Raw genomic sequence first — 22703 nt, forward strand, 5'->3', positions numbered from 1 at the left:
TACTTACGCGTCCTTCGAAGCCTTGGCGGGAGCAGCAGCCTTGCGGGCAGCCTTCTCGTCAGCGAGCTTTGCAGCAGCGGCAACCATAGCGATGGCTTCCTCTGCACGCAGAACCTTGGTGCGCATGACAGCTTCGGAAAGCTTCAGCTGGCGGTCGAGCTCGACAGTTGCGTCGGCGCTAGACGTGAAGTTAACGACGGCATAGATGCCCTCGGACTTCTTGTTGATCTCGTAAGCCAAACGACGCTTACCCCAGATGTCAACGTTCTCGATGGTTCCACCATCGTTACGAATGACGTTGAGGAATTTGTCGAGGCTGGGAGCTACGGTGCGCTCATCGATCTCTGGATCGAGGATGACCATCAACTCGTACTGATGCATGACTAACCCACCTCCTTCGGACTAAAACGGATACAGGCGGTCTGTATCAGGAGGGTTGTGCATGTGCCATCTGAGGAGGCCGGATATTTCCGGCGCACAGACAACTTCCCCAGTCTAGACCGGGATTGGGCGTTAATCCAATCCGGGTCAGCCGTGCATCGGCTTGAACTAGCGGTTTGCCCACCAGGCGAGCAGGCGTTCGCGGGCGAGGTCTGCCCCAATGGGCCCCTCGTCCAAGCGAACGTTCAAGAGGTAGTTATAGGCCTCGCCAACCTCGCGGCCAGCAGGAATACCCAGGATTGCCATGATTTCTTCGCCGTTGAGATCGGGGCGCACTGCCGCCATCTCTTCAGCTTCGGAGAGTTCGGCGATGCGGTTCTCGAGGTCGTCATAAGCAAAGGCAAGGCGATCAGCCTTGCGCTTATTGCGCGTGGTCACATCTGCACGGGTCAGGATGTGAAGTCTTTCCAGAAGGTCACCGGCATCACGGGCATAGCGGCGCACTGCAGAGTCACTCCAGGCTGCATCGGAATAGCCAAAGAAGCGCAGGTGAAGTTCAATCAGACGTGCCACGTTTTGCGTGGTTTCCTTGTCGAAACGCAAAGCCTTCATTCGCTTGACGGAGAGTTTTGCACCGACGAGGTCGTGGTGGTGGAAGCTCACTGCGCCACCCGTTTCCAACTGACGCGTCGCGGGCTTGCCAATGTCGTGCAGTAGCGCAGCAAGGCGCAGGGTCAGATCCCCTGCTTCTCCAGGGTGACGTTCTTGTTCAAGATCAATAGCTTGTTCCAACACCGTCAGGCTGTGTTCATAGACATCTTTGTGGTGGTGGTGTTCGTCCACTTCCAAGCGCAGCGCTGGAATTTCTGGGAGGACATAGCCAGCGATACCCGTGCTCACTAGAAGTTCAATGCCGGCGCGAGGCTTGTCCGTGAGCAACAGCTTGCAGAGTTCTTCATTGACGCGCTCTGCGGAGATGTTCTCGATCGAGCTCGCGAACTCGGTCATTGCCCATTCAGTTTCTGCATCCAGCTGGAAACCCAGCTGGGAAGAGAACCGGGCAGCGCGCATCATGCGCAGGGGATCTTCAGTAAATGAGACTTCCGCTGACTTGGGTGCGCGGAGAATTCCTGCCATCAAGTCTTCAACGCCACCTGACGGGTCAACAAGAACGAGCTCGGGCAAGCGCACAGCCATGGCGTTCACGCGGAAGTCCCGGCGAGAGAGGTCCTCTTCGAGGCTGTCGCCGAATGCAACAACCGGCTTTCGCGTCTTGCCGTCGTACTGGTCTGCGCGATAGGTCGTGATTTCGACCTTTTCGCCCGCGATCTGGGCACCAATCGTGCCAAAGTCGCGGCCGATGTCCCAGTGGGCTTCTGAAATGGGTTCGACCACACGAATGATGTCATCGGGGAGCGCATTGGTGGTGAAGTCGAGGTCATGGACTGCGTGCCCCAAGAACGCATCGCGAACAGGGCCGCCGACAAGTGCGAGTTCGTATCCGGCATCAGCAAATGCTGCCGCCAAGCGTGAAACGCTGGGCGACTTACTCAACTGAGTAATCGATTCGATTGCGGAGGCGACACTGTGCATTTCCCGTCATTCTACGGGGAGCATCAGGAAGTTCTTCGGTTGCGACGCCTACAATGGCAGGATGCCTTCCCTGCTGATTCGACGCGTCGCACTGTCGCTTTCAGCAGCCTTCGTCGCTCTGTTGCTTCTTGTCGCCGGCATTGTTTCATCGAATCTTCCCCCAGCACAGGCAGCAGAAAACGCCACCGTAGTGATCACTCCCTCTGTGGTGAGCGCAGGCCCAGGCCAAAACCTTACGGTCACCGTGAGCGTGACCAATTCTGGTTCGCAAACTCTGGCTGTGGGCGAGGCGATTATTACCGCGCCCTCCGCTGCCATCACAACAGTTGCAGATCTCGATGCCTGGTTTGCGACAGAGGATGAAGAAGCTCAGCCTGGTCGTTATCTCGCCACGGTTGATATTCCAGAGATCCTCGCTGGCAAAACCGTCGACGTCTCCGTTGAGCTCCCGCTCAATTCCGGTCGTTTCGGCGGAATCTGGGGTGCTCGAGGTCTCGCAGCGAATTACCTGCTCAATGACGAAAGCACCGCAACCGGGCGTTCTTCGTTTGTGTGGACTCCTTCATCGCCTGACACAAAGGCAGCCTTCACCGGAATTCTGGCGATTGTTCCCCCGCCCAGCACATCTGGTCTGCTCACCGCAGCAGAGTTGACGGAACTTACTGGCCCCAGTGGCATTTTGACCCGCCAGTTGGCTGTTGCCCAGGGTCGCCCCGTTGCCGTGGGCATTGACCCTCGCATTCTTGGCTCGATTGAGGCATTGGGGGACACCGCTCCAGATGGTGTTACTTTGTGGCTGCAAGCACTGAAGGCACTCCCCAATGAAAGCTTCCTGCTGGCTTGGGCAGATGCCGACATTTCAGCCCAAGCCCAGGCAGGTTCGTCGACTTTGTTGACTCCGTCCACCAGTGACGTCATCACTCCCCTGGTTCTTGATGAGGCCTCTGCTTCACCGGCTCCCACTGCATCGCCTGCCCCCGTTGTGGCGCCCCTATTTACCCCCACGCTGAACTCGATTGCGTGGCCAGCTGGTAACTCAGTAATTGCGTCTGACCTGGGTATTTTATCTGCCAGTGGGCTCACCACTTCCATTCTTTCCTCTGGGAATGTGGCCGGAGACAATATGTCTTCAGGTCTCGCTGCGGGTCTCCCCAGCCTGGTGACGTTGAACGGGTTAAGTTCGGCGCTGAATAACAATGACGTGTCCCGTGCAGCGTCATATGTTGCCGTGTCAGCCGTGGATGACACTCAAGCTGGGCGAGCGTTTGCTGCGTTGCCACGTGAAACATTCAGCATTACGGGACTGTCCAAGCTGGGCCAAACCCTGGACACTCTGTTAGGGCAAAGCTGGGTAAGTTCAGGAACTCTCTCCAGTGGCTTGAGTGCAGCTACTTCTTCACTGGAGATCGTGGATTCTCCCGAGTCTTCCCAGCGAATCTCGGTTGCCAGTAGCTTGATTGCTCGCAATGCCCAGGTTGCGTCTTTCGCTACCATCGCTGAAGACCCCAGTTTGATCACAAGCCCTGCCTCACGTGAGTTGGCTGCAGTGTTGTCTGTGGGATGGCTCGGTAATGACGAGTGGTCCACGGCCGTTTCTGAAAGCCTGCGCAACAGTGAGAAAGTGCTGACATCGGTCTCTGTTGTCACCAGCAGCACCATCAACATGGTCGGTGGACAGGCCAATATTCCTATCTCCGTGCTCAACTCACTGCTTCAGCCGGTGACTGTCATGGTCAATGCCGACCCCAACAACGCTCGGTTGATTGTTCAGGGCTCGGAGAAAGTCACGATTCAGCCCGAATCACAAGCTAAGGCACAAATCCCTGTTCAGGCCCAAGTTAGTAACGGTAGCTCGATCCTGACGGTGAGCTTGCAATCAGTTGATGGCGTGCCCGTGGGAGAGCCCGTTGCTATCCCCATCAATGTTCGTGCTGATTGGGAAACCTGGGGGCTCGGTGCAGTGGCACTAGCTTTTGTGGGCTTGCTTACCGCCGGTGTGATCAGAACGGTTCGTCGCCGTAAATCAGGATCTGTCAGCACTTCCTAAACTGCTCTGAATATTTCCCCCACTATTCACCTTCGGCACCCCACATATCTCCAGCTTTCGGGAATAACCGGCCAGTAGACTGGGTTTACTTCTGTGCCTGTACTTCAGGCATTCTCTTCCTTTTCTTGGAGTTTTTGTGCGTCAAGTCATCATCATTGGTTCGGGTCCAGCTGGCTACACCGCTGCGATCTATGCTGCTCGCGCAAACTTCAAGCCCCTGGTAATCGCGTCCTCTGTTGAAGCAGGTGGCGAACTGATGAACACCACTGAGGTGGAGAACTTCCCCGGTTTCCCTGAAGGAATCATGGGTCCTGAACTCATGATGAAGATGCAGGAACAGGCAGAGAAGTTCGGTGCCGAAATCCTGATGGATGACGTTGTCAGCCTGGAGCTTGCAGGAGACGTCAAGCGCGTCACCACTGGTGGTGGCCAGACATTCGAGGCACTCAGCGTGATCTTTGCTACTGGTTCTGCCAACCGTAAGCTCGGCCTTCCTGACGAAGACCGCCTCTCTGGTCACGGTGTTTCCTGGTGTGCAACCTGCGATGGCTTCTTCTTCCGCCAGAAGACGGTCGCCATCGTCGGCGGTGGCGACTCCGCCATGGAAGAAGCCAACTTCCTCACTCGCTTTGCGGACAAGGTCTATGTCATTCACCGTTCCGAGACGCTGCGTGCCTCGAAGATCATGCAGGACCGCGCCATGGCAAACCCCAAGATTGAATTCCTGTGGAACTCCACGATTGACTCGCTCAATGGTGCTGAGTCACTCACCGGTGTGACCATCAAGAACACGGTTACCGGTGATCTCAGCGAGGTTGAACTTCAAGGATTGTTCATTGCCATTGGTAATGACCCCCGCACCCAGCTCATTCACGGACAATTGGACCTCGCACCTGAGGGAACCGTTGCAGTGAAGGGTCGCACCTCCAAGACCAACCTCACCGGTGTCTTTGCTGCCGGTGACGTGGTTGACCCCACCTACCGCCAGGCAGTTACTGCCGCAGCGAGCGGAACTGTTGCTGCACTAGATGCAGAGCACTACCTCCAATCACTTCCTGCCGAGTTGCTCGCGCAGGCCGAAAACAACTAATTACTAGGAGAAATCATGTCTGCAGCACCCGCAGTTACTGACGCAAGCTTCGACGCAGACGTCCTCAAGAGCGGCAAGCCCGTTCTCGTTGACTTCTGGGCTGAATGGTGTGGCCCCTGCCGCGCAGTGGGTCCCATCCTCGACCAGATCCGTGCCGAGCACGGCGACAAGATCGAGATCGTGAAGCTCAACGTGGACGAGAACCCTCAGACCGCGATGACCTACCAGATCACCTCCATCCCCGCGATGAAGGTCTTCGTCAACGGTGAGGTCACCAAGACCATCATCGGTGCCAAGCCCAAGCCAGCTCTCGAGCACGATCTCGCAGACTACATCGGCTAATTTTGCTTCATCGTTGGCCGTCTGAGTCTTCTCAGGCGGCCAACGGCAGTTAACCCCTAAAAATCCCAACTACGATTGACTACGTGGCCGAGAATAACGAGACCGGTCAAGGAATTAACCTTGATCCCTGGTTCAATCACTACGCCAGCCGTTCTGCCGGACTGAGCGCCTCAGAAGTGCGCGCCCTTTTCGCGGTGGCCTCTCGTCCCGAAGTTGTCTCTCTTGCCGGTGGCATGCCGTATGTTCGCGCGCTACCAGAGTCCCTGGTCAACGGTGCTCTCGAAAAGGTCATGAAAGACAACGGCCCCATGGCCATGCAATATGGCTCAGGTCAGGGCGTTCCTGCGTTGCGTGAGCAAATTCTGGAAATCATGGCCCTCGAAGGTATTTCTGCTTCGGTGGATGACGTTGTCGTCACCACTGGTAGCCAGCAGGCACTCGATCTCGTAACCAAGCTCTTCATTGATCCAGGTGACGTCATTCTGGCTGAAGCCCCCAGTTATGTGGGCGCTATTGGTGTTTTCCGCAGCTACCAGGCTGATGTGGTGCACGTTTTGATGGATGAGAACGGCCTCATTCCAGAGAAGCTCCGCGAAGCTATCGCTGAGGTAAAGGCGTCGGGGCGCACCATCAAGTTCCTTTACACAATCCCGAATTTCCACAACCCTGCCGGTGTGACTCTCTCTGCAGAGCGTCGCCCTGAGATTCTGGAGATTTGCCAGAGCAACGGGATTCTCATCCTGGAAGACAACCCCTACGGTCTTCTTTCTTTCGAAGAAGACGTTCCTCCTGCAATTCGTTCACTCAACGATGATGGCGTGATCTATTTAGGGTCTTTCTCGAAGACGCTGGCTCCCGGATTCCGCGTGGGCTGGGCTTTGGCCCCCCACGCCATCCGCGAAAAGCTTGTTCTTGCGGCAGAAGCGGCCATTTTGTGCCCCAGCTCGTTCAGCCAAATGGTGATTTCTGAATATTTGAGCCAGGCCGACTGGAAGGGTCAGATTGAAACCTTCCGCGGTGTCTACAAAGAGCGTCGCGATGCCATGCTTGAGGCTCTGGAAGAACACCTGCCTGACTTGAGCTGGAATGTGCCCAACGGCGGGTTCTACATCTGGTGCTCATTGCCCGAAAACCTCGATTCCAAGGCGATGTTGCCTCGTGCAGTAACCGAATTAGTTGCTTACACACCTGGAACTGCATTCTTCGCAGATGGTGGAGGACGTCAAAACCTCCGTCTCTCCTTCTGCTACCCCACTCCTGAGAACATCAAGATCGGTATTCGTCGTCTTGCCACGGTGATCCGAGGTGAGCTGGATCTCCTTGCTGATTTCGCGGGAACTGGTTCCCTCACCGCTGCTGCCGGTGACGACAACGTCATTGCCCCACCACCTGACCTGAGCTAAGAACACGAGGCTATTTATGTCATCTCTCAACATCGCCGTTCTTTCTGGTGGGATTTCGCACGAGCGTGAGGTGTCCTTGCGATCCGGTCGTCGCGTGGCTGATGCCCTCACTGCCCGTGGACACAACGTCACCATCATTGACCCCGATGCGTCCCTGTTTGCCACTCTCAAGAACCTGAACCCTGACGTTGTCTGGCCTGCACTGCACGGATCCAGCGGTGAAGACGGAGCTGTTCTTGATCTGCTTCGTGCATCTGGTTACAACTACGTCGGACCATCAGCTGCTGCTGCACGACTGGCATGGTCCAAGCCGGTTGCAAAGACGTTGGTATCTCGCGCAGGTGTGAGAACTGCTCCATCCATTACCGTTGCACGTGAAGCATTCCGTGAGCTCGGCGCTGGTTCGGTTTTGGAATTAATTGCCTTTGAACTGGGAAATCATGTCGTGGTGAAGCCCGCATCTGGTGGTTCTGCCCAAGGTGTGTCCATCGTGACCAAGGCAGAGGATCTCCCTCGTGCCATGGTGGATGCCTTCACCTACAACGACGTCGCTCTCGTAGAGAAGTTCATTGCGGGCACTGAAGTGGCCGTGACGGTCACAGACGGCCCAACTGGCGCTACTGCCCTGCCTGCAGTTGAAATCGTCCCTCTGGATGGCGTCTACAGCTTTGAAGCCCGTTACAACGCCGGAGAAACCACCTTCTTTGTCCCCGCACGTGTCTCCGATGAGGTGTCGGCCAAGATTTCTGCAGCTGCAGTGTCTGTTCACGAGACCTTGGGTCTCTCCCAGCTCTCTCGCATTGACCTCATTGTGGACGAGGCAGGCGAGCCCTGGTTCCTCGAAGCAAACTCGCTTCCTGGTCTGACCGAGACCTCGAGTGCGCCACTTGCTATTGAGGCATCCGGTGTTGAACTCGGACAGCTCTACGAAGCTCTCGCTCGCGCAGCAGCAAACTAGGCTGTTGCCCGCCCACGTTTCACGTGGAAACTAGTTCTGGCCGAACGGGGTCTCGCCCAGTTCGGCGAGAATACGGTTCAGGTCACCAATAGTTGCAAATTCGATGCTGATCAGGCCTTTTTTAGCGCTGAGGGCGATCTTTACCCGAGTATCGAGGCGATCTCCGAGGCGTTCGGCAATCTCGTCGAGGTGGCCACGACGGGTTCCCGCGACAGGCTTGGGCTTCTTGGCGGTGGGAGCTTCGCCAGCGAGTGCTTCAGCGGCACGAACCGAAAGGTCTTCGTTGACAATCTTGTCTGCCAAGCGCTGCATGGCTTCGGGGTCGCCCACAGCCAAGATGGCACGGGCGTGACCTGCACTAAGAACACCAGCGGCGACGCGCTTCTGAACCAAGGGTGGAAGACGGAGCAAACGGATGGTGTTCGAGATCTGGGGACGTGAACGACCAATGCGCTCAGCGAGCTGCTCCTGAGTGATGCCGAAGTCGGCCATGAGCTGCTGGTAGGCAGAAGCTTCTTCGAGTGGGTTCAGCTGCGAACGGTGGAGGTTCTCCAGCAGTGCATCACGGAGCATGTCTTCATCGGCGGTGTCACGAATGATGACCGGGATCTGCTCGAGGCCTACTTCCTTCGACGCACGGAGACGACGCTCACCCATGATGAGCTCAAAGTTTTCTGAACCAGGAATGCTACGAACCACGATGGGCTGCAGGATTCCGATCTCGCGGATGCTGTGAACCAGTTCAGCAAGGTCCTCGGGGTTGAAGACCTTACGAGGCTGCTGGGGGTTGGGAATAACAAGGTTGGGGGAGATGAAGGCCAGGCGTGCACCGGGGACTTCAACAAGGTTGGCATTGTTGTTCTCCACAACAGGAATAGCGCCGGTGCCCACCTGGTCGGGGAAGAAGACGTCCACGGGACGCTCAGTGGTGGGAGCCGTGGGAATGAGTGAGCCAATGCCGCGGCCGAGACCGGTGCGCTTATTCGTTGCCATCTGTGGCCTCCTGGTTAGTAGTGCTGGCAGCTCCGGGAGCGCCGCGGAGGGCGATCTCGTGTGCTGCTTCGATATAAGAAATGGAGCCGACAGACATGGTGTCGTAGCTGACAACGGTCTGGCTGTAGCTAGGGGCCTCAGAAACGCGCACAGCGCGAGGAATGACGGCGTTGAGCACCTGCTGGGGGAAGTGCTGGCGCACATCTTCCGCTACTTCGTGGGCGAGACGGGTGCGGCTATCAAACATGGTGAGCAAGATGGTGGAGACCTGGAGATAGGGGTTCAGCCCCTGGTTGATCATCTCAATCGTGCTCAGGAGTTGAGTCAGACCTTCAAGGGCGTAGTACTCGCACTGAATGGGAATCAGAACTTCACGAGCAGAGCTAAAAGCATTGATGGTGAGCAAGCCCAGCGAAGGTGGGCAGTCAATGAAGACGTAGTGGTAATCGTTACCGTGCTCATTGAAAAAACGTTCCAGAGCGTCCCGGAGGAGGTATTCGCGACGTTCAATACTGAACATCTGAATTTCTGCACCCGCAAGATCCAGATTGGAGGGAGCGCAGTAGAGCTCACCTTCCTCGGTGCTCTTTTGAATTACAGAACTCAGAGACTTTCCTTCGACCAGAACGTCATAAATGCTGGGGATGTCTCCGTGGTGGTCAATACCCAACGCAGTGGACGCGTTTCCCTGAGGATCCAGGTCAATAACAAGAACCTTGGCGCCAAAGCGAGCGAGAGCTGCAGCAATGTTGACGGTGGTCGTGGTCTTTCCGACTCCACCCTTTTGGTTTGACACCGTAAATACACGGGGGCGCGCAGGGAGTGGGGGTGCTGGTTGATCCAGGATCCGTCGGCGTGCGGTCAGATCACTCAGTTCGCGCGCCAAAGGGGAATCGGCGCCACTGAGTGACGTATCAATCGATTCTTCGGGATGTTTCACGTGAAACCTTTGGATCAAACAAGTGCGGAACGAGGTCTACTCAACTGTAGCCCGAACCACCCTCGTTACTTCATCGAGGATTCCCTCACCCAGGGTGAGAACCTCTACATTGTGGAGCTTGAAGGCACGAATCTGCTTGGAAGCGGCTTCAATTTCAGCAGCAGCTCCGGCGCCCTTCATGAGGACTAGTTCTCCGCCGGGGCGAACCAGGGGAGCAGTCATGGGGATGAGCTTCTTCAACGCACTGACTGCACGAGCAGTCACTTGGTCCAGAAGAACATCCCTGCGGACATCTTCGGCGCGATCGCGGACCACTGTGACGTTGGTCAGACCAAGTTCAGCCACCTGGTCATTCAGCCAAGCCGTGCGACGTTCCATAGGCTCAATCAGGACGAACTCAACATCTGGGCGTGCAATTGCCAGAACAAGGCCCGGAAGCCCCGCGCCGCTGCCGACGTCACCGACGCGACCATTCAGTAAAGGCGCAACAATGCCGCAGTTGAGGATGTGGCGTGACCACAAACGGGGGAGTTCAAGTGGGCCAATCAGGCCCAGTTCCTCGCCATACTGTGCCAAGTTCGCAGTGAATTGGCGGGCTAGAGCGAGTTGATCTCCAAATACTTGAGCCGCTTGAGCTGGCTCCGCTTCATATTCGGGAGTCAATGTTTCACGTGAAACTATGCGCCGGCGGTGATAACGGTGTGGCGGTCCTTGCCCTCACCGTCGGAGTGTGACACCAAGCCACGCTCGCTCACCAGGTCGTGCACAAGCTTGCGCTCGTAGGAGCTCATGGGAGGAAGTGCAGCGGCAGCAGCTCCGCCTTCGAGACGTGCAGCAGCAGCGTCAACGAGTGCAGCAAGTTCCTGCTCGCGAGTCTGGCGTGAGCCACCCACGTCCAGAATCAGGCGTGAGTACTGGCCGGTCTTGTTCTGAACTGCCAAGCGAGTGAGCTCCTGCAGTGCAGAAACGGTCTCGGGGCGAGAAAGAACGCGGACGTTGCCCTGTTCTGAAGCGGTTACGGAGACGTAAGCGCGGCCGTTACGGGCATCGATGTCGAGGTCGCCATCGAGATCTGCGATATCGAGGAGTTCTTCGATGTAGTCGGCGGCAACATCACCCTCGTTCTCGAGGTCTTTGATGGTGGGAGCAGCTTTGGGTTCTGGGGTGAGGTCTTCAGGCATAATTACTTCTTCTTTCCGGACTTCTTTGCGCGGTTCTTGCTCACAGGCTGTGCGCGCTGAATGGGCTTAGGTGCTTCTACTTCGATAACTTCAGTGGTTCCCTTGGGGAGCTTGCCGCGACGAGCAAGGCGCTCTTCGCGGTCTTTTGCTGCCTGGCTACCAGGAGTAGGCATGTTGCGGATCACGATGAACTGCTGACCCATGGTCCAGAAGTTCGATACGAGCCAGTAGAACATAACGCCGAGGGGGAATGTGAAGCCAGAGAAGGCGAAAACAAGGGGGAGTAGGTACAACAGGATGCGCTGCTGACGGAAAGCAGGGCTTGCCTTGGTCTCTTCAGACATGTTCTTAGAGACGATCTGCAGCTGAGTGATGAACTGTGATGCAGTCATCAGGACAACCATGACCATGGCAATAACCATGACGGCGATCTGCTGTGGTTGCGCGTTCATTGCACTCACAAAGGTGGAGTGCAGGGGAGCAATTCCAAAGAGTTCAGCGGAACCAAACTGCTTTGCCAACTCAGCGTTGAGTGGGCCAACGCCAGCCTTGGAGTTCTGTGCTTCGTTCAATACGGAGAACAGACCAAAGAAGATGGGCATCTGCAGCAAGAGAGGAAGGCAGGAGCTCAGAGGGTTACTGCCGGTGCGGCGGTAAAGCTCCATGGTCTCTCGGGACATTGCTTCGCGGGAGAACTGGTCCTTCTTGCCCTTGTACTTGTCCTGAATCTTCTTGAGCTCAGGAGCAATCTCGAGCATCTTGCGCTGGCTCTTGATCTGCTTAACAAAGACAGGAATCAGTGCGGCACGAACAACGACAACAAGGCCGACAATGGCGAGAACCCAGGTAGCGCCTGCTGCTGGGTCCATTCCCATGCTGGTGAATAACCAGTGGAAGAAGACAAGGATGAGCTCAATAGCCCACTTAATAGGCCACAGAATTGTGCCGATAATGTCCATACGAGCTTTATGCCCTTCCTTCATTCATCACAACGAAACCTAGTGTTGTGACTCTAAAAATCTTGTGCTTCGCAGGCGGCACATCATCGACGCCACCGAGTGCCCACGGGTTGCACCTACCTAGCCTACGCAGTGTTAGGGCAGAACCCACAATGAGGCCTCGTTGCTGCAGTGACTGAAGTCCGTAATGTGAGCACGTTGGGTAGTACCGACAGACATCTCCATAGAGCGGAGAGATCACTTTTCGGTAGACCAAAGCCAAGGAAATCATGATGTTGCGCGGCAAAAGAAACACGAACCACAGAAACTTTCTCATGCGGAAGTGTTCAGTCTGTCGAGGGTCTTAAGAACATCCGCGTGCAAGACATCCCAGGTCACTGTGGCCGCGGCTGGCAAAGCACGAATAACAATGTCTGCGCTTCTGGCGTCTCTCGCCTCCCACGCAATGGCTCTGAGTTGGCGGCGAACCCGATTACGGGTCGGAGCATTACCGACAGCCTTTGAGGTGACAATCCCGAAACGAGAAAGACCTCGGTCACTGGGTATTGCATAAGCAACAACCAAAGACGAGGTCTGTTTCGTTCCGCGACGAGTAATTCGGCGGAAGTCCGTTGGCAAAGCCAATCGGTGTGCCCGATCGAGCACGGCCGATACTAAGCGGAGAGTTCGGTGCGGCCCTTGCGGCGGCGTGCTGCCAAGATGGCGCGGCCGGCGCGGGTACGCATGCGAAGGCGGAAGCCGTGCACCTTGGCGCGGCGGCGGTTGTTTGGCTGGAACGTTCTCTTGCTCATAAGTCAATCTCCATGAAGGCTGATGTCGCGCGCCCACGAGAGCGCGGCGCAAAACATTGGGATGCGCAATGGCATCAACCGATTAAATCTAAGGCTTTCCGGCGCTCCCGTCAAACCAGAGCACACACCAACCTCAGATTATGAATGTTCTGAGGTTTATATTTTCGTAACGACACGCAAATATGTAGAAACTCGAGTTGCCTTAATCCACAGGTTTTCGATACGGTCAGTAAGAGTTATCCCCAGCTTTTCACGCTTGAGACCTCATGTCCACGTGAAACATCCAAAATACGGTGGATAACTCAGTGAATAACCAGAGGGGAAAAACATGTCCGACGACAACATGCGCGGTACGTGGAACTCCATTCTTGAAGCACTTGCTTCAGATCCTGGTGTTACTCCCCCGTTGTATGGATTTGCGTCGCTCATTGAGCCCAAGGGCATCATGGCTGGAACCTTCTATCTCGAAGTTCCAAACGACTTCACCCGCAGCATGGTGGAACAACGGCTTCGCGGACCTTTGCTTTCTGCCATTGGCAGCCTGGGTCAATTGAGTGAAGTTTCTACATTCGCCATCGTGGTCAACCCAGACCTAGTAGCCCTGGCCGAACCGGCACCGGCCGTTGAGGTTGAAGAAGTAAAAGAAGACCGCAACCCGGTTACTGCTCCAACCATCATGGCAACTGAGAGTGAACTTGAGTCACGCCTCAACCCTCGTTACAACTTCGACAGTTTTGTTATTGGTGGATCAAACCGATTTGCTCACGCCGCTGCCGTAGCAGTTGCCGAAGCCCCCGCCAAGGCTTACAACCCGTTGTTTATCTATGGTGAGTCCGGTTTGGGTAAAACCCACCTGCTTCACGCCATTGGTCACTACGCGCAGAGTTTGTATCCCACTATTCGTGTTCGTTATGTCAGTAGCGAAGAGTTCACCAACGACTTTATTAACTCGATTGCTAATAACCGTGGTGCTGCATTCCAGTCCCGTTACCGCAACATCGACATTCTTCTGATCGATGACATTCAGTTCCTCCAAGGGAAAGCTGAAACTCAGGAAGCTTTCTTCCACACTTTCAACACGCTTCACGATCACAACAAGCAGGTAGTGATCACCAGCGATGTACAGCCCAAGCACTTGACTGGTTTCGAAGACCGCATGCGTACTCGATTTGAGTGGGGCCTCATCACAGATGTTCAAACCCCTGACCTTGAAACACGTATTGCAATCCTGCGCAAAAAAGCAGAGCGCGAAAAGCTCAGTGTTCCTGACAACATCATGGAATTCATCGCCACGAAAGTCACCAGCAACATTCGTGAGCTTGAGGGAACTCTTATTCGTGTGACGGCTTTTGCCAACCTGAATAAGCAGGCAGTAGATCTTCCGTTGGTTCAAACAGTGTTGAAGGACCTCATCACTCTTGATGAAGACGACATCATTGCTCCAATTGACATCATCAACAACACTGCAGACTATTTCCGTCTCGGTATTGATGAGTTAACGGGTACTTCTCGCGCACAAGCTATTGCTACTGCACGCCAAATCGCCATGTATCTCTGCCGTGAAATGACTAACCTGTCACTTCCAAAGATTGGCCAACTCTTTGGTGGCCGCGATCACACCACTGTGATGCACGCCTGCAAAAAAATTGCTGAGTTGATGAAAGAACGTCGTTCTATTTACAACCAGGTCACTGAGTTAACAACCAGAATTAAGCAGCGCAGCTCATACGCACGCAATAACTAGGTGTTTTCCCCCTGTGGATAACCCTGTGAATATGTGGGGAAATCGCCGAGGCTGCCTGTGTATGAAAAATTCTTTTGTGTGAATAACGCAAATATGTAATTCAGTGTTGGTGTGAGGCTGAGACTTCTCACACACAGGCCAAACACAACTTACGCCGTTGTAGTTTCAAGCACTGGGGCTAAAACTTGTGAGTTATACACAGTATCCACAGAGGTTAAGAAGATTAAAGAGTTAATTAATTAAACAAATCCATTCCATAACCTTTTACGTCCTGGCTTAATTCACTGTAAAAAACCGCGATAACATGAGAGACCCAGGTTTGGGGATCAACGGAAAGGCGCCACGGTGAAGTTTCAAGTAAACAGAGATGTGCTCAGCGAAGCAGTCTCTTTTGCCGTCAAGATGCTCCCAGCACGAACAACTCTTCCCATTCTTTCGGGTGTGCTGATTGAAGCAAGCACTGAGGGACTCGTTTTTTCTTCGTTTGATTACGAAGTATCTACTCAGACTAAGGTTGCCGCAACTGTTGAGACACCAGGTCGAGTATTGGTTTCCGGCCGCTTGCTTGCAGAAATCGCAAACCGCCTTCCGAATGCACCTGTCACTTTTGAAAGTGTTGAGTCACGCATTCAGGTCAGCTGCGGATCAGCAAACTTCACTCTGCTTTCCATGCCTGTTGAGGAATACCCCACCATTCCTCAGGTTGATGGTGAAACTGGAGTTCTTCCTGCAGAAGAATTCTCTTCCGCAGTTTCACAGGTTGCCGTTGCCGCATCTCGCGATGATGTGACTCCCGTCATTACAGGTGTTCAGCTAGAAATCACTGGAAATTCTTTGAGCTTGGTCGCTACCGACCGCTACCGTGTTGCAATCCGTGACATTCCTTGGGAATCAACTGGAACTGTTGCAGACATCACTGCCTTGGTTCCTGCTCGTACGATTCAGGAAATCGGTAAAACTTTCGGTCACAGTGGCAACATCTCCATTTCGATCACCAACAAGGATGATCGTGAATTGATTGCGTTCACTGCTGACAACAAGACAGTAACTTCACTCTTGATCAAGGGAAACTTCCCACCCGTCAAGCGTTTGTTCCCCGAAAAGGTAGAGAACTACGCAGTAGTGAACACCGCAGAGCTCATCGAAGCTACTCGTCGCGTCAAACTTGTTGTTGAACGCGAAGCAGCACTGCGTTTCACCTTTGCGAACAACGGCCTCACTCTTGAAGCAATTGGTGGCGAGCAGGCACAGGCTTCAGAAACCATTGATGCCGTGATTTCTGGCCCCGATGTTGTTGTGTCACTCAAGCCAGACTTCCTGCTTGATGGTCTGGGTGCTGTTCACTCTGAATTCACTCGAATTGGCTTTACCTCGGTAGAGAACCCAGCAAAGCCAGGTCCTGTCTTGATCACAAGCCAGACTTCGAAGGACACTCCTTCAGAAGATGCATACCGCTACCTTCTGCAGCCCAACCTTCTTCTTCGCTAATTTAAGTGAATTTCTGAGCGATGCACGTTAGCTCACTCAGTCTTCGAGACTTTAGAAATTACGCCACGGCAGATATTGAACCTGGCTTAGGTTCTGTTGTTTTAGTCGGCTCTAATGGCCAAGGCAAAACAAATATCGTCGAAGCAATTAACTTTTTGGCGACACTGGGCTCTCACCGAACAAGTATTGACTCTGCGCTAATCCGACAGGGATCAGATGCGGCCATTGTGCGAGTAAACCTCGCACATGACGGCCGCACGATCCTACTCGAAGCACAGTTGAACCGGAACGGTGCAAATAAAGCCCAGGTCAACCACGCGAATGCCAAGCTTCGGGACTTCCCCCGATATATCTCGACCGTGATATTTGCTCCAGAAGACTTGATGTTGGTCCGGGGTGAGCCATCTGGACGCCGAAAGTTCATGGATGACCTGATTATTCAGCGCACGCCTCGCCTTGCCGGGGTGGTTTCTGACTATGACCGCGTGCTCAAACAGCGCAATACCTTGCTGAAAACGGCGCGAGTCAAAGATATTGATTCGGGAAACCTCGGAACTCTCGATATTTGGGATGAGCGGCTCGTTGCGCTTGGCACAGAGATCACGTCTGAGCGCCGCCGGCTCCTTGCTGATTTATCCGGACCCCTCGGCGAAGCATACGAAGCAATAGCTGGGTCAGATCATGCCGTGAGTATTGATCTCAAACCATCTATTGATGCGCCCGAATCCGCTGCGGCCTATGCCGAAAAGTTCAAAAACCTTCTCGAGACAGGACGTGTTCAGGAAATTGAGCGCGGAATGACACTTGTTGGGCCTCACCGGGATGATGTCGAGTTCGGCTTGAACAATCTTCCCGCAAAGGGTTATGCCAGCCATGGTGAAACTTGGTCCTATGCGCTTTCACTCAAGCTTTCAGCAGCGCGGCTGCTTCGCAGCGAATCAGTACTAGGTGATCCAATCCTGATCTTGGACGACGTTTTTGCAGAATTGGACTCGGCTCGGCGTGAACGCCTCGCTGAAGCCGTGGCAGATTTCGAGCAAACCTTCATTACTGCTGCGGTTGCCGAAGATGTTCCCCCACAATTGATGACGCAAGTGTTTCACGTGAAAAAGGGGACCATTAGTTACGAAATCCCAGCTCATGACTGAAATTAACTCAAATGGGCCTGGCGCCGCTGACGCGGCGGGGCCCGAAGAATCAGAAGCTCTGGCGTTATATTCCCGGTTGAAGTCCAAAGCAACCGGGACTCCCCGCGTGAAATTGTCCCGAGATGCCCGTGCCCGCAAACGCAATGCGGAAGAGCATGCCAGCGAGATGCCCTTCTCCCCTGGCCGGGATCCCAAAGGCCTCGATGATGTCCTCGATAACCTCTCCCAGCAACTCGGTTGGAAGGCCCCGTTAGCCAAGTCGGATTTGCTGGCAGATTGGGCAGAAATCGTCGGCCCAGACATCGCGGCACGGACGACTCCACTAGGAATTGATGACGCAACATTGACGGTGGCGTGTGAGTCCACGGCCTGGGCAACACAGCTTCGTTTGATGCGCACCGAGGTGCTCACAAAAGTTCTGCAATCCCACCCAGAATCTGGCGTTACCGCAATCCGCTTTCAAGGCCCCAACGCCCCAAGCTGGAAACGTGGCCCCAAATCAATTCCAGGGCGTGGTCCTCGCGATACTTACGGTTAGAAATAGGTTTCTGGTCAAGCGCTAAATAAAAACGCGCCTACGGCCCGTTTCTCCCGGTTTTCCCAGCCCCCAAAAGGTAGAATGAGGGGTCACGTTAAGTGCGTAAGGGAGCCACCGAAACATATGTCAACTGAATCTGAACAGCAAGCCGCAGAAGCCGATTACGGCGCAAGTAATATTCAGGTTCTTGAAGGCCTTGAAGCGGTTCGTAAGCGTCCCGGTATGTACATCGGATCAACCGGTCCTCGTGGTCTTCACCACCTGGTCTATGAGATCGTTGACAACTCTGTTGATGAGGCGCTCGCCGGTCACTGCGATGACATCAAAGTCTTCATGCGCAAAGACGGCAGCATCCGCGTCATTGACAACGGTCGAGGTATCCCAGTCGACATTCACCCCACCGAAGGTAAGTCGACCGTTGAGGTTGTTCTCACCGTCCTCCACGCCGGTGGAAAGTTCGGCGGCGGCGGATACGCCGTCTCCGGTGGTCTGCACGGTGTGGGTAGCTCGGTAGTAAACGCACTGTCTTCTCACCTCGAGGTCGAGGTTAAGCGTCAAGGCTTCTCCTACACCCAGAGCTTCAACATTGGTGTTCCTGAAGCACCATTGGCCAAGGGTGCAGCGACCACAGACTCTGGAACAACCATTACGTTCTGGCCAGATGCGGACATTTTCGAAACCGTCGAGTTCGACTACGAAACTCTGCGTGCTCGCTTCCAGCAGATGACCTTCCTGAACAAGGGTCTGCGCATCACCTTGATCGATGAGAACCAGATCGATGACGAGGGCAACCCCCTCACCGTTTCATACATGTTCGAAAACGGTCTGATGGACTACGTCGAGTACCTCAACCGCATCAAGAAGAACGAGATCGTTCACGACGAGATCATTCACTTCGAGTTGGAAGATCCCGACAAGAAGATCTCGTGTGAAATCGCGATGCAGTGGACCACCGCGTACAGCGAGAGTGTTCACACCTACGCAAACACTATTAACACTCACGAGGGTGGAACCCACGAAGAGGGCTTCCGTGCCGCAATGACCACTTTGGTCAACAAGTACGCACGCGAAAAGGGCATTCTTAAGGAGAAGGACGAAAACCTCTCCGGTGATGACGTCCGTGAAGGCCTCACCGCAGTTGTCTCCATCAAGCTGGGCGAACCCCAGTTCGAAGGTCAGACCAAGACCAAGCTTGGTAACACTGAAGCGAAGGCTTTCGTTCAGCGCATTACCGGTGACTTCCTCGGTGACTGGTTCGAGCGCAACCCCAACCAGGCCAAGGACATTATCCGTAAGGCACTCCAGGCAGCAACCGCTCGCATGGCAGCTCGCAAGGCGCGCGAAACCGCACGTCGCAAGGGTTTGCTTGAGGGTGGCGGAATGCCTGGAAAGCTGAAGGACTGCGCAAGCAAGGACCCTTCACTTTCTGAAATCTTCATGGTGGAGGGTGACTCCGCTGGTGGTTCTGCCGTTCAGGGCCGTAACCCTGACACTCAGGCGATCCTTCCTCTGCGAGGCAAGATCCTCAACGTGGAGAAGGCACGCCTCGATAAGGCTCTCGCCAACAACGAAGTCCAGGCCATGATTACTGCTTTCGGTGCAGGCGTGGGCGAAGACTTCAACCCCGAAAAGGCGAGGTATCACAAGATTGTGCTCATGGCCGATGCGGATGTTGACGGCCAGCACATCACCACCTTGTTGCTGACTCTGCTCTTCCGTTACATGAAGCCACTGATTGAGCTCGGTTATGTTTACCTCGCTCAACCACCGCTGTATCGACTGAAGTGGTCGAACGCTGATCACGAGTACGTGTACTCGGACGAACAGCGCGACCGCCAGCTTGAAGCTGGCCTCGCAGCTGGTCGCAAGATTCCAAAAGACAATGGAATCCAGCGCTACAAGGGTCTCGGTGAGATGGACTACCGCGAACTGTGGGACACCACTATGAACCCAGAAACTCGCACCCTGCTTCAGGTCACCCTGGATGACGCAGTTGCTGCTGACGAAATTTTCTCAACCCTGATGGGTGAAGACGTGGAATCACGTCGAAACTTCATCCAGAAGAATGCAAAGGATGTGCGTTTCCTTGACATCTAACGACAACCTCGTCACAACTGACGAAAACGGAGAGAACCGCATCCAGCAGGTAGACCTGCAACTGGAGATGCAGCGTTCCTACCTCGACTACGCGATGAGCGTTATCGTGGGCCGCGCACTTCCTGACGTTCGTGATGGCCTCAAGCCTGTTCACCGTCGTGTGATCTACGCGATGTATGACGGTGGCTACCGCCCCGACAAGGCATTCTCTAAGTGTGCTCGTGTCGTCGGTGACGTCATGGGTCAGTTCCACCCGCACGGTGACTCGGCCATCTATGACGCACTCGTGCGTCTGGTTCAGCCTTGGTCGTTGCGTTACCCACTGGCACTCGGTCAGGGAAACTTTGGCTCTGCCGGTAACGACTCTGCTGCTGCTCCTCGTTACACCGAAACCAAGATGGCTCCCCTGGCGCTGGAAATGGTTCGCGACATCGACGAAGAAACCGTCGATTTCCAGGACAACTACGACGGCCGCACCCAAGAGCCTTCGATTCTTCCTGCGCGCTTCCCCAACCTGCTGGTCAACGGCTCGGTTGGTATTGCCGTGGGTATGGCCACCAACATTCCTCCACACAACCTGCGTGAGGTTGCCGAAGGTGCACTCTGGTCACTGGCTAACCCTGATGCAACGCGTGAAGAGCTCCTCGAAGCACTGATCTCTCGCATCAAGGGACCTGACTTCCCCACCGGTGCACAGATTCTGGGCATCAAGGGAATTCAGGACGCGTACCGCACTGGCCGCGGTTCCATCACGATGCGTGCCGTGGTTAGCGTTGAAGAACTTCAGGGCCGTACCTGCCTGGTCGTCACCGAGCTTCCCTACCAAGTCAACCCTGACAACCTCGCGATCAAGATCGCGGAGCTCGTCAAGGACGGCAAGATCACCGGCATCGCGGATATCCGCGATGAGACCTCGGGTCGTACCGGTCAGCGACTGGTTATCGTGCTCAAGCGCGATGCTGTAGCAAAGGTTGTTCTCAACAACCTCTACAAGCAGACCCAGCTCCAGGAAAACTTCGGCGCAAACATGCTTGCCATCGTGGATGGCATCCCTCGCACCCTCGCCATTGATGGATTCATCTCCAACTGGGTTGAGCACCAGATTGACGTCATCGTTCGCCGCACGCAGTTCCGTCTGCGCAAGGCAGAAGAGCGCATGCACATCCTCAAGGGTTACCTTGCAGCACTGGATGCTCTCGATGAAGTGATTGCCCTGATCCGCAAGAGCTCCACTGTTGAAGATGCTCGTGACAGCCTGATTGCCTTCCTCAAGATTGACGAGCTGCAAGCTCGCGCCATCTTGGAAATGCAGCTCCGTCGTCTGGCCGCACTGGAACGTCAGAAGATCATTGACGAAGCCAACGAGTTGGAAGCTCAGATCACTGAGTTCAACGCCATCTTGGCTAGCCCTTCTCGTCAGCGCGAGATTGTTTCAGAAGAACTCACTGACATCGTTGCCCGTTACGGCGATGACCGTCGTTCCGAGATTATGCCTGGCTTCGACGGCGACATGAACGTGGAAGACCTCATTCCTGAAGAGGAAATGGTTATCACCGTTACCCGTGGCGGCTACATCAAGCGCACCCGCAGTGACAACTACCGCAGCCAGCACCGTGGTGGCCGTGGCGTCAAGGGTGCTCAGCTCCGAGCTGATGACGTAGTCGAGCACTTCTTCGTCACCACCACTCACCACTGGCTCTTGTTCTTCACTAACACTGGACGTGTTTACCGCGCGAAGGCCTATGAAGTTCAAGAAGCAGGTCGTGACGCTAAGGGTCAGCACATTGCTAACCTCTTGGCACTTGCTCCTGATGAGCAGGTCACCCAGATTCTCGACATTCGCGACTACCAGACAGCTCAGTACCTCGCCCTGGCAACTCGCGATGGTTTGATCAAGAAGACTGCTCTAACCGAATACGACACCAACCGCACCGGTGGCATCATCGCCATCAAACTGCGCGAAGGTGACGAACTCGTCTCGGCACTCCTTCTCGAAGCTGACTCGGACGTTCTCCTTGTTTCCCGCAAGGGTATGAGCATTCGCTTCACCGCAACCGATGAGGCACTTCGCCCCATGGGCCGTTCGACGTCTGGTGTCACCGGTATGAAGTTCCGCGGTGGAGACAGTCTGCTGTCTGCCTCGCTGGTATCTGACTCTGGATTTGTCTTCGTTGTCACCGAGGGTGGTTACGCCAAGCGCACCTCTGCTGACCAGTACCGCACACAAAACCGTGGTGGCCTGGGAATCAAGGTGGCCAAGCTCAGCGAAGACCGCGGAGATCTGGTCGGATCACTCATTGTTGGTGAAGAAGACGAAGTTCTCGTTGTCCTCGAAACCGGCAAGGTTGTCCGCTCGGCAGTGAACGAAGTTCCTGCCAAGGGACGTGACACCATGGGTGTTGTCTTCGCCCGATTTGAAGAGGGCGACAAGATTCTTGCCGTCGCACGCAATTCAGAGCGTAATCTTGAGTCTGCAGAAGATGCAGTTGAAGAAGAAGTAGAAGCAATCAGCGGAGACGCTGTAGTGGAAGAGGCACCAAATGAGTAACGCATTGGCACAGAAGCTCAAAGACAAGCTTCCCAAGAGCGAGCCCAAGGCCCCTAAGGGTCCTGAGGCTAAGCAGGTTCGCCTGAAGCTCGTTTATGTCGACTTCATGTCTGCGCTCAAGATGTCGTTCCTTCTTGGTTTGGCACAGTTCATCGTTGTCGTTGTTGGCACCTTGCTTCTGTACTTAGTCTTCGTTCAGACCGGTATCTTCGAGACCGCGAACAGCGTTGCTGGTGAGGTTCTGGGAAGCAATTCCTTCGACATCAACAGCATTGCCTCTATTGGTAAAACCGTGGGTGCAGCTGCTGCAGTTGGTCTGGTCAACCTGATCGTCATCACCGTCATGGGTGCAATTTGCGCGGTTCTATACAACGCAGCAGCCAAGATTACGGGTGGTTTGTCGGTTGGTTTCACCAACCAGCAGTAACCAACCCAAGGCTCGATTTAGAGATTTGCCGGGAT

Annotated in this window: 22 protein-coding genes; 12 read left to right on the plus strand and 10 right to left on the minus strand. The window is 54.7% G+C overall.

The window, feature by feature from the left end; all coding sequences use genetic code 11:
- Positions 1-3: 3 nt before the first annotated feature.
- Together rpsF and M2118_RS04015 are read right to left on the minus strand one after the other, a co-directional pair.
- The gene (gene rpsF / locus M2118_RS04010) at positions 4-381 is read right to left on the minus strand and encodes a 30S ribosomal protein S6 (RefSeq protein WP_096382942.1); all 378 of its coding nucleotides are present in this window, start codon (positions 379-381) and stop codon (positions 4-6) included.
- A 168-nt stretch (positions 382-549) separates the two neighbouring features.
- Positions 550-1974 carry a CCA tRNA nucleotidyltransferase gene (locus tag M2118_RS04015; protein WP_280794648.1) on the minus strand — a complete coding sequence of 475 codons (1425 nt, stop codon included), beginning with the start codon at positions 1972-1974 and terminating at the stop codon, positions 550-552.
- Positions 1975-2035: 61 nt separating this feature from the next.
- On the opposite strand from M2118_RS04015, the gene M2118_RS04020 reads away from it, so the two are divergent.
- From M2118_RS04020 to M2118_RS04040, 5 genes are all read left to right on the plus strand, one after another.
- On the plus strand, positions 2036-4021 hold the full coding sequence (locus tag M2118_RS04020) for a DUF6049 family protein (RefSeq protein ID WP_280794649.1): 1986 nt from the start codon (positions 2036-2038) through the stop codon (positions 4019-4021).
- Between the two features lie 136 nt (positions 4022-4157).
- On the plus strand, positions 4158-5111 hold the full coding sequence (trxB, locus tag M2118_RS04025; RefSeq protein WP_280794650.1) for a thioredoxin-disulfide reductase: 954 nt from the start codon (positions 4158-4160) through the stop codon (positions 5109-5111).
- Between the two features lie 15 nt (positions 5112-5126).
- A complete protein-coding gene (gene trxA / locus M2118_RS04030) occupies positions 5127-5453 on the plus strand; it encodes a thioredoxin (protein ID WP_280794651.1) in 327 nt (108 codons plus the stop codon).
- 83 nt (positions 5454-5536) lie between these two features.
- A complete protein-coding gene (locus tag M2118_RS04035) occupies positions 5537-6856 on the plus strand; it encodes a PLP-dependent aminotransferase family protein (RefSeq protein WP_280794652.1) in 1320 nt (439 codons plus the stop codon).
- 16 nt (positions 6857-6872) lie between these two features.
- Positions 6873-7814 carry a D-alanine--D-alanine ligase family protein gene (locus tag M2118_RS04040; protein ID WP_280794653.1) on the plus strand — a complete coding sequence of 314 codons (942 nt, stop codon included), beginning with the start codon at positions 6873-6875 and terminating at the stop codon, positions 7812-7814.
- Between the two features lie 30 nt (positions 7815-7844).
- Here M2118_RS04040 and M2118_RS04045 read toward each other — a convergent pair whose 3' ends face one another.
- From M2118_RS04045 to rpmH, 8 genes are read right to left on the minus strand one after another with little or no spacing between them, the layout of a single operon-like run.
- Positions 7845-8807 (minus strand): ParB/RepB/Spo0J family partition protein, encoded by a 963-nt coding sequence (locus M2118_RS04045; RefSeq protein WP_280794654.1) that lies wholly within the window; start codon positions 8805-8807, stop codon positions 7845-7847.
- The gene (locus M2118_RS04050) at positions 8794-9747 is read right to left on the minus strand and encodes a ParA family protein (RefSeq protein ID WP_280794655.1); all 954 of its coding nucleotides are present in this window, start codon (positions 9745-9747) and stop codon (positions 8794-8796) included. The genes M2118_RS04045 and M2118_RS04050 overlap by 14 nt, the downstream gene beginning before the upstream one ends.
- Before the next feature lie 36 nt (positions 9748-9783).
- A complete protein-coding gene (gene rsmG / locus M2118_RS04055; protein WP_280794656.1) occupies positions 9784-10410 on the minus strand; it encodes a 16S rRNA (guanine(527)-N(7))-methyltransferase RsmG in 627 nt (208 codons plus the stop codon).
- A 14-nt stretch (positions 10411-10424) separates the two neighbouring features.
- Complete coding sequence (locus M2118_RS04060; protein ID WP_280794657.1) at positions 10425-10928, minus strand: protein jag; 504 nt, start codon at positions 10926-10928, stop codon at positions 10425-10427.
- Positions 10929-10930: 2 nt separating this feature from the next.
- On the minus strand, positions 10931-11887 hold the full coding sequence (gene yidC / locus M2118_RS04065) for a membrane protein insertase YidC (protein ID WP_280794658.1): 957 nt from the start codon (positions 11885-11887) through the stop codon (positions 10931-10933).
- A gap of 7 nt (positions 11888-11894) precedes the next feature.
- Entirely contained in the window at positions 11895-12203 is a 309-nt protein-coding gene (gene yidD, locus M2118_RS04070) for a membrane protein insertion efficiency factor YidD (protein ID WP_348519954.1), read from the minus strand.
- Positions 12200-12532 (minus strand): ribonuclease P protein component, encoded by a 333-nt coding sequence (gene rnpA, locus M2118_RS04075; RefSeq protein WP_280794659.1) that lies wholly within the window; start codon positions 12530-12532, stop codon positions 12200-12202. Before rnpA ends, yidD begins: the two co-directional genes overlap by 4 nt.
- An 8-nt stretch (positions 12533-12540) precedes the next feature.
- On the minus strand, positions 12541-12678 hold the full coding sequence (gene rpmH, locus M2118_RS04080) for a 50S ribosomal protein L34 (RefSeq protein ID WP_022881903.1): 138 nt from the start codon (positions 12676-12678) through the stop codon (positions 12541-12543).
- 328 nt (positions 12679-13006) lie between these two features.
- Here rpmH and dnaA point away from each other — a divergent pair, with 328 nt between their 5' ends.
- The 7 genes from dnaA (at position 13007) to M2118_RS04115 (ending at position 22668) form a co-directional block, all read left to right on the plus strand.
- On the plus strand, positions 13007-14422 hold the full coding sequence (gene dnaA, locus M2118_RS04085) for a chromosomal replication initiator protein DnaA (RefSeq protein ID WP_280794660.1): 1416 nt from the start codon (positions 13007-13009) through the stop codon (positions 14420-14422).
- Between the two features lie 345 nt (positions 14423-14767).
- Positions 14768-15910 (plus strand): DNA polymerase III subunit beta, encoded by a 1143-nt coding sequence (gene dnaN, locus M2118_RS04090; RefSeq protein WP_280794661.1) that lies wholly within the window; start codon positions 14768-14770, stop codon positions 15908-15910.
- A 20-nt stretch (positions 15911-15930) separates the two neighbouring features.
- Entirely contained in the window at positions 15931-17058 is a 1128-nt protein-coding gene (gene recF / locus M2118_RS04095) for a DNA replication/repair protein RecF (RefSeq protein WP_280794662.1), read from the plus strand.
- Positions 17051-17596, plus strand: a complete 546-nt coding sequence (locus tag M2118_RS04100; protein WP_280794663.1) for a DUF721 domain-containing protein — start codon at positions 17051-17053, stop codon at positions 17594-17596. Before recF ends, M2118_RS04100 begins: the two co-directional genes overlap by 8 nt.
- A gap of 123 nt (positions 17597-17719) precedes the next feature.
- A complete protein-coding gene (gene gyrB, locus M2118_RS04105) occupies positions 17720-19693 on the plus strand; it encodes a DNA topoisomerase (ATP-hydrolyzing) subunit B (RefSeq protein WP_280794664.1) in 1974 nt (657 codons plus the stop codon).
- Positions 19683-22241, plus strand: a complete 2559-nt coding sequence (gyrA, locus tag M2118_RS04110; protein WP_280794665.1) for a DNA gyrase subunit A — start codon at positions 19683-19685, stop codon at positions 22239-22241. Before gyrB ends, gyrA begins: the two co-directional genes overlap by 11 nt.
- Positions 22234-22668, plus strand: a complete 435-nt coding sequence (locus M2118_RS04115) for a DUF3566 domain-containing protein (protein WP_277494499.1) — start codon at positions 22234-22236, stop codon at positions 22666-22668. Before gyrA ends, M2118_RS04115 begins: the two co-directional genes overlap by 8 nt.
- Positions 22669-22703: the final 35 nt, after the last annotated feature.

Origin of the sequence: Aurantimicrobium minutum (genome assembly GCF_029892845.1) — a bacterium.
Classification (GTDB): domain Bacteria; phylum Actinomycetota; class Actinomycetes; order Actinomycetales; family Microbacteriaceae; genus Aurantimicrobium; species Aurantimicrobium minutum_B.

Coding starts and splice junctions, on each gene's coding strand:
- M2118_RS04045 (WP_280794654.1), bottom strand. CDS start 8,807: ATGGCAACGAATAAGCGCACCGGTCTCGGCCGCGGCATTGGCTCACTC.
- yidD (WP_348519954.1), bottom strand. CDS start 12,203: ATGAGAAAGTTTCTGTGGTTCGTGTTTCTTTTGCCGCGCAACATCATG.
- rpmH (WP_022881903.1), bottom strand. CDS start 12,678: ATGAGCAAGAGAACGTTCCAGCCAAACAACCGCCGCCGCGCCAAGGTG.
- trxA (WP_280794651.1), top strand. CDS start 5,127: ATGTCTGCAGCACCCGCAGTTACTGACGCAAGCTTCGACGCAGACGTC.
- M2118_RS04100 (WP_280794663.1), top strand. CDS start 17,051: ATGACTGAAATTAACTCAAATGGGCCTGGCGCCGCTGACGCGGCGGGG.
- rpsF (WP_096382942.1), bottom strand. CDS start 381: ATGCATCAGTACGAGTTGATGGTCATCCTCGATCCAGAGATCGATGAG.
- dnaA (WP_280794660.1), top strand. CDS start 13,007: ATGTCCGACGACAACATGCGCGGTACGTGGAACTCCATTCTTGAAGCA.
- M2118_RS04020 (WP_280794649.1), top strand. CDS start 2,036: ATGCCTTCCCTGCTGATTCGACGCGTCGCACTGTCGCTTTCAGCAGCC.
- M2118_RS04060 (WP_280794657.1), bottom strand. CDS start 10,928: ATGCCTGAAGACCTCACCCCAGAACCCAAAGCTGCTCCCACCATCAAA.
- yidC (WP_280794658.1), bottom strand. CDS start 11,887: ATGGACATTATCGGCACAATTCTGTGGCCTATTAAGTGGGCTATTGAG.
- M2118_RS04115 (WP_277494499.1), top strand. CDS start 22,234: ATGAGTAACGCATTGGCACAGAAGCTCAAAGACAAGCTTCCCAAGAGC.
- M2118_RS04040 (WP_280794653.1), top strand. CDS start 6,873: ATGTCATCTCTCAACATCGCCGTTCTTTCTGGTGGGATTTCGCACGAG.
- M2118_RS04015 (WP_280794648.1), bottom strand. CDS start 1,974: ATGCACAGTGTCGCCTCCGCAATCGAATCGATTACTCAGTTGAGTAAG.
- recF (WP_280794662.1), top strand. CDS start 15,931: ATGCACGTTAGCTCACTCAGTCTTCGAGACTTTAGAAATTACGCCACG.
- gyrB (WP_280794664.1), top strand. CDS start 17,720: ATGTCAACTGAATCTGAACAGCAAGCCGCAGAAGCCGATTACGGCGCA.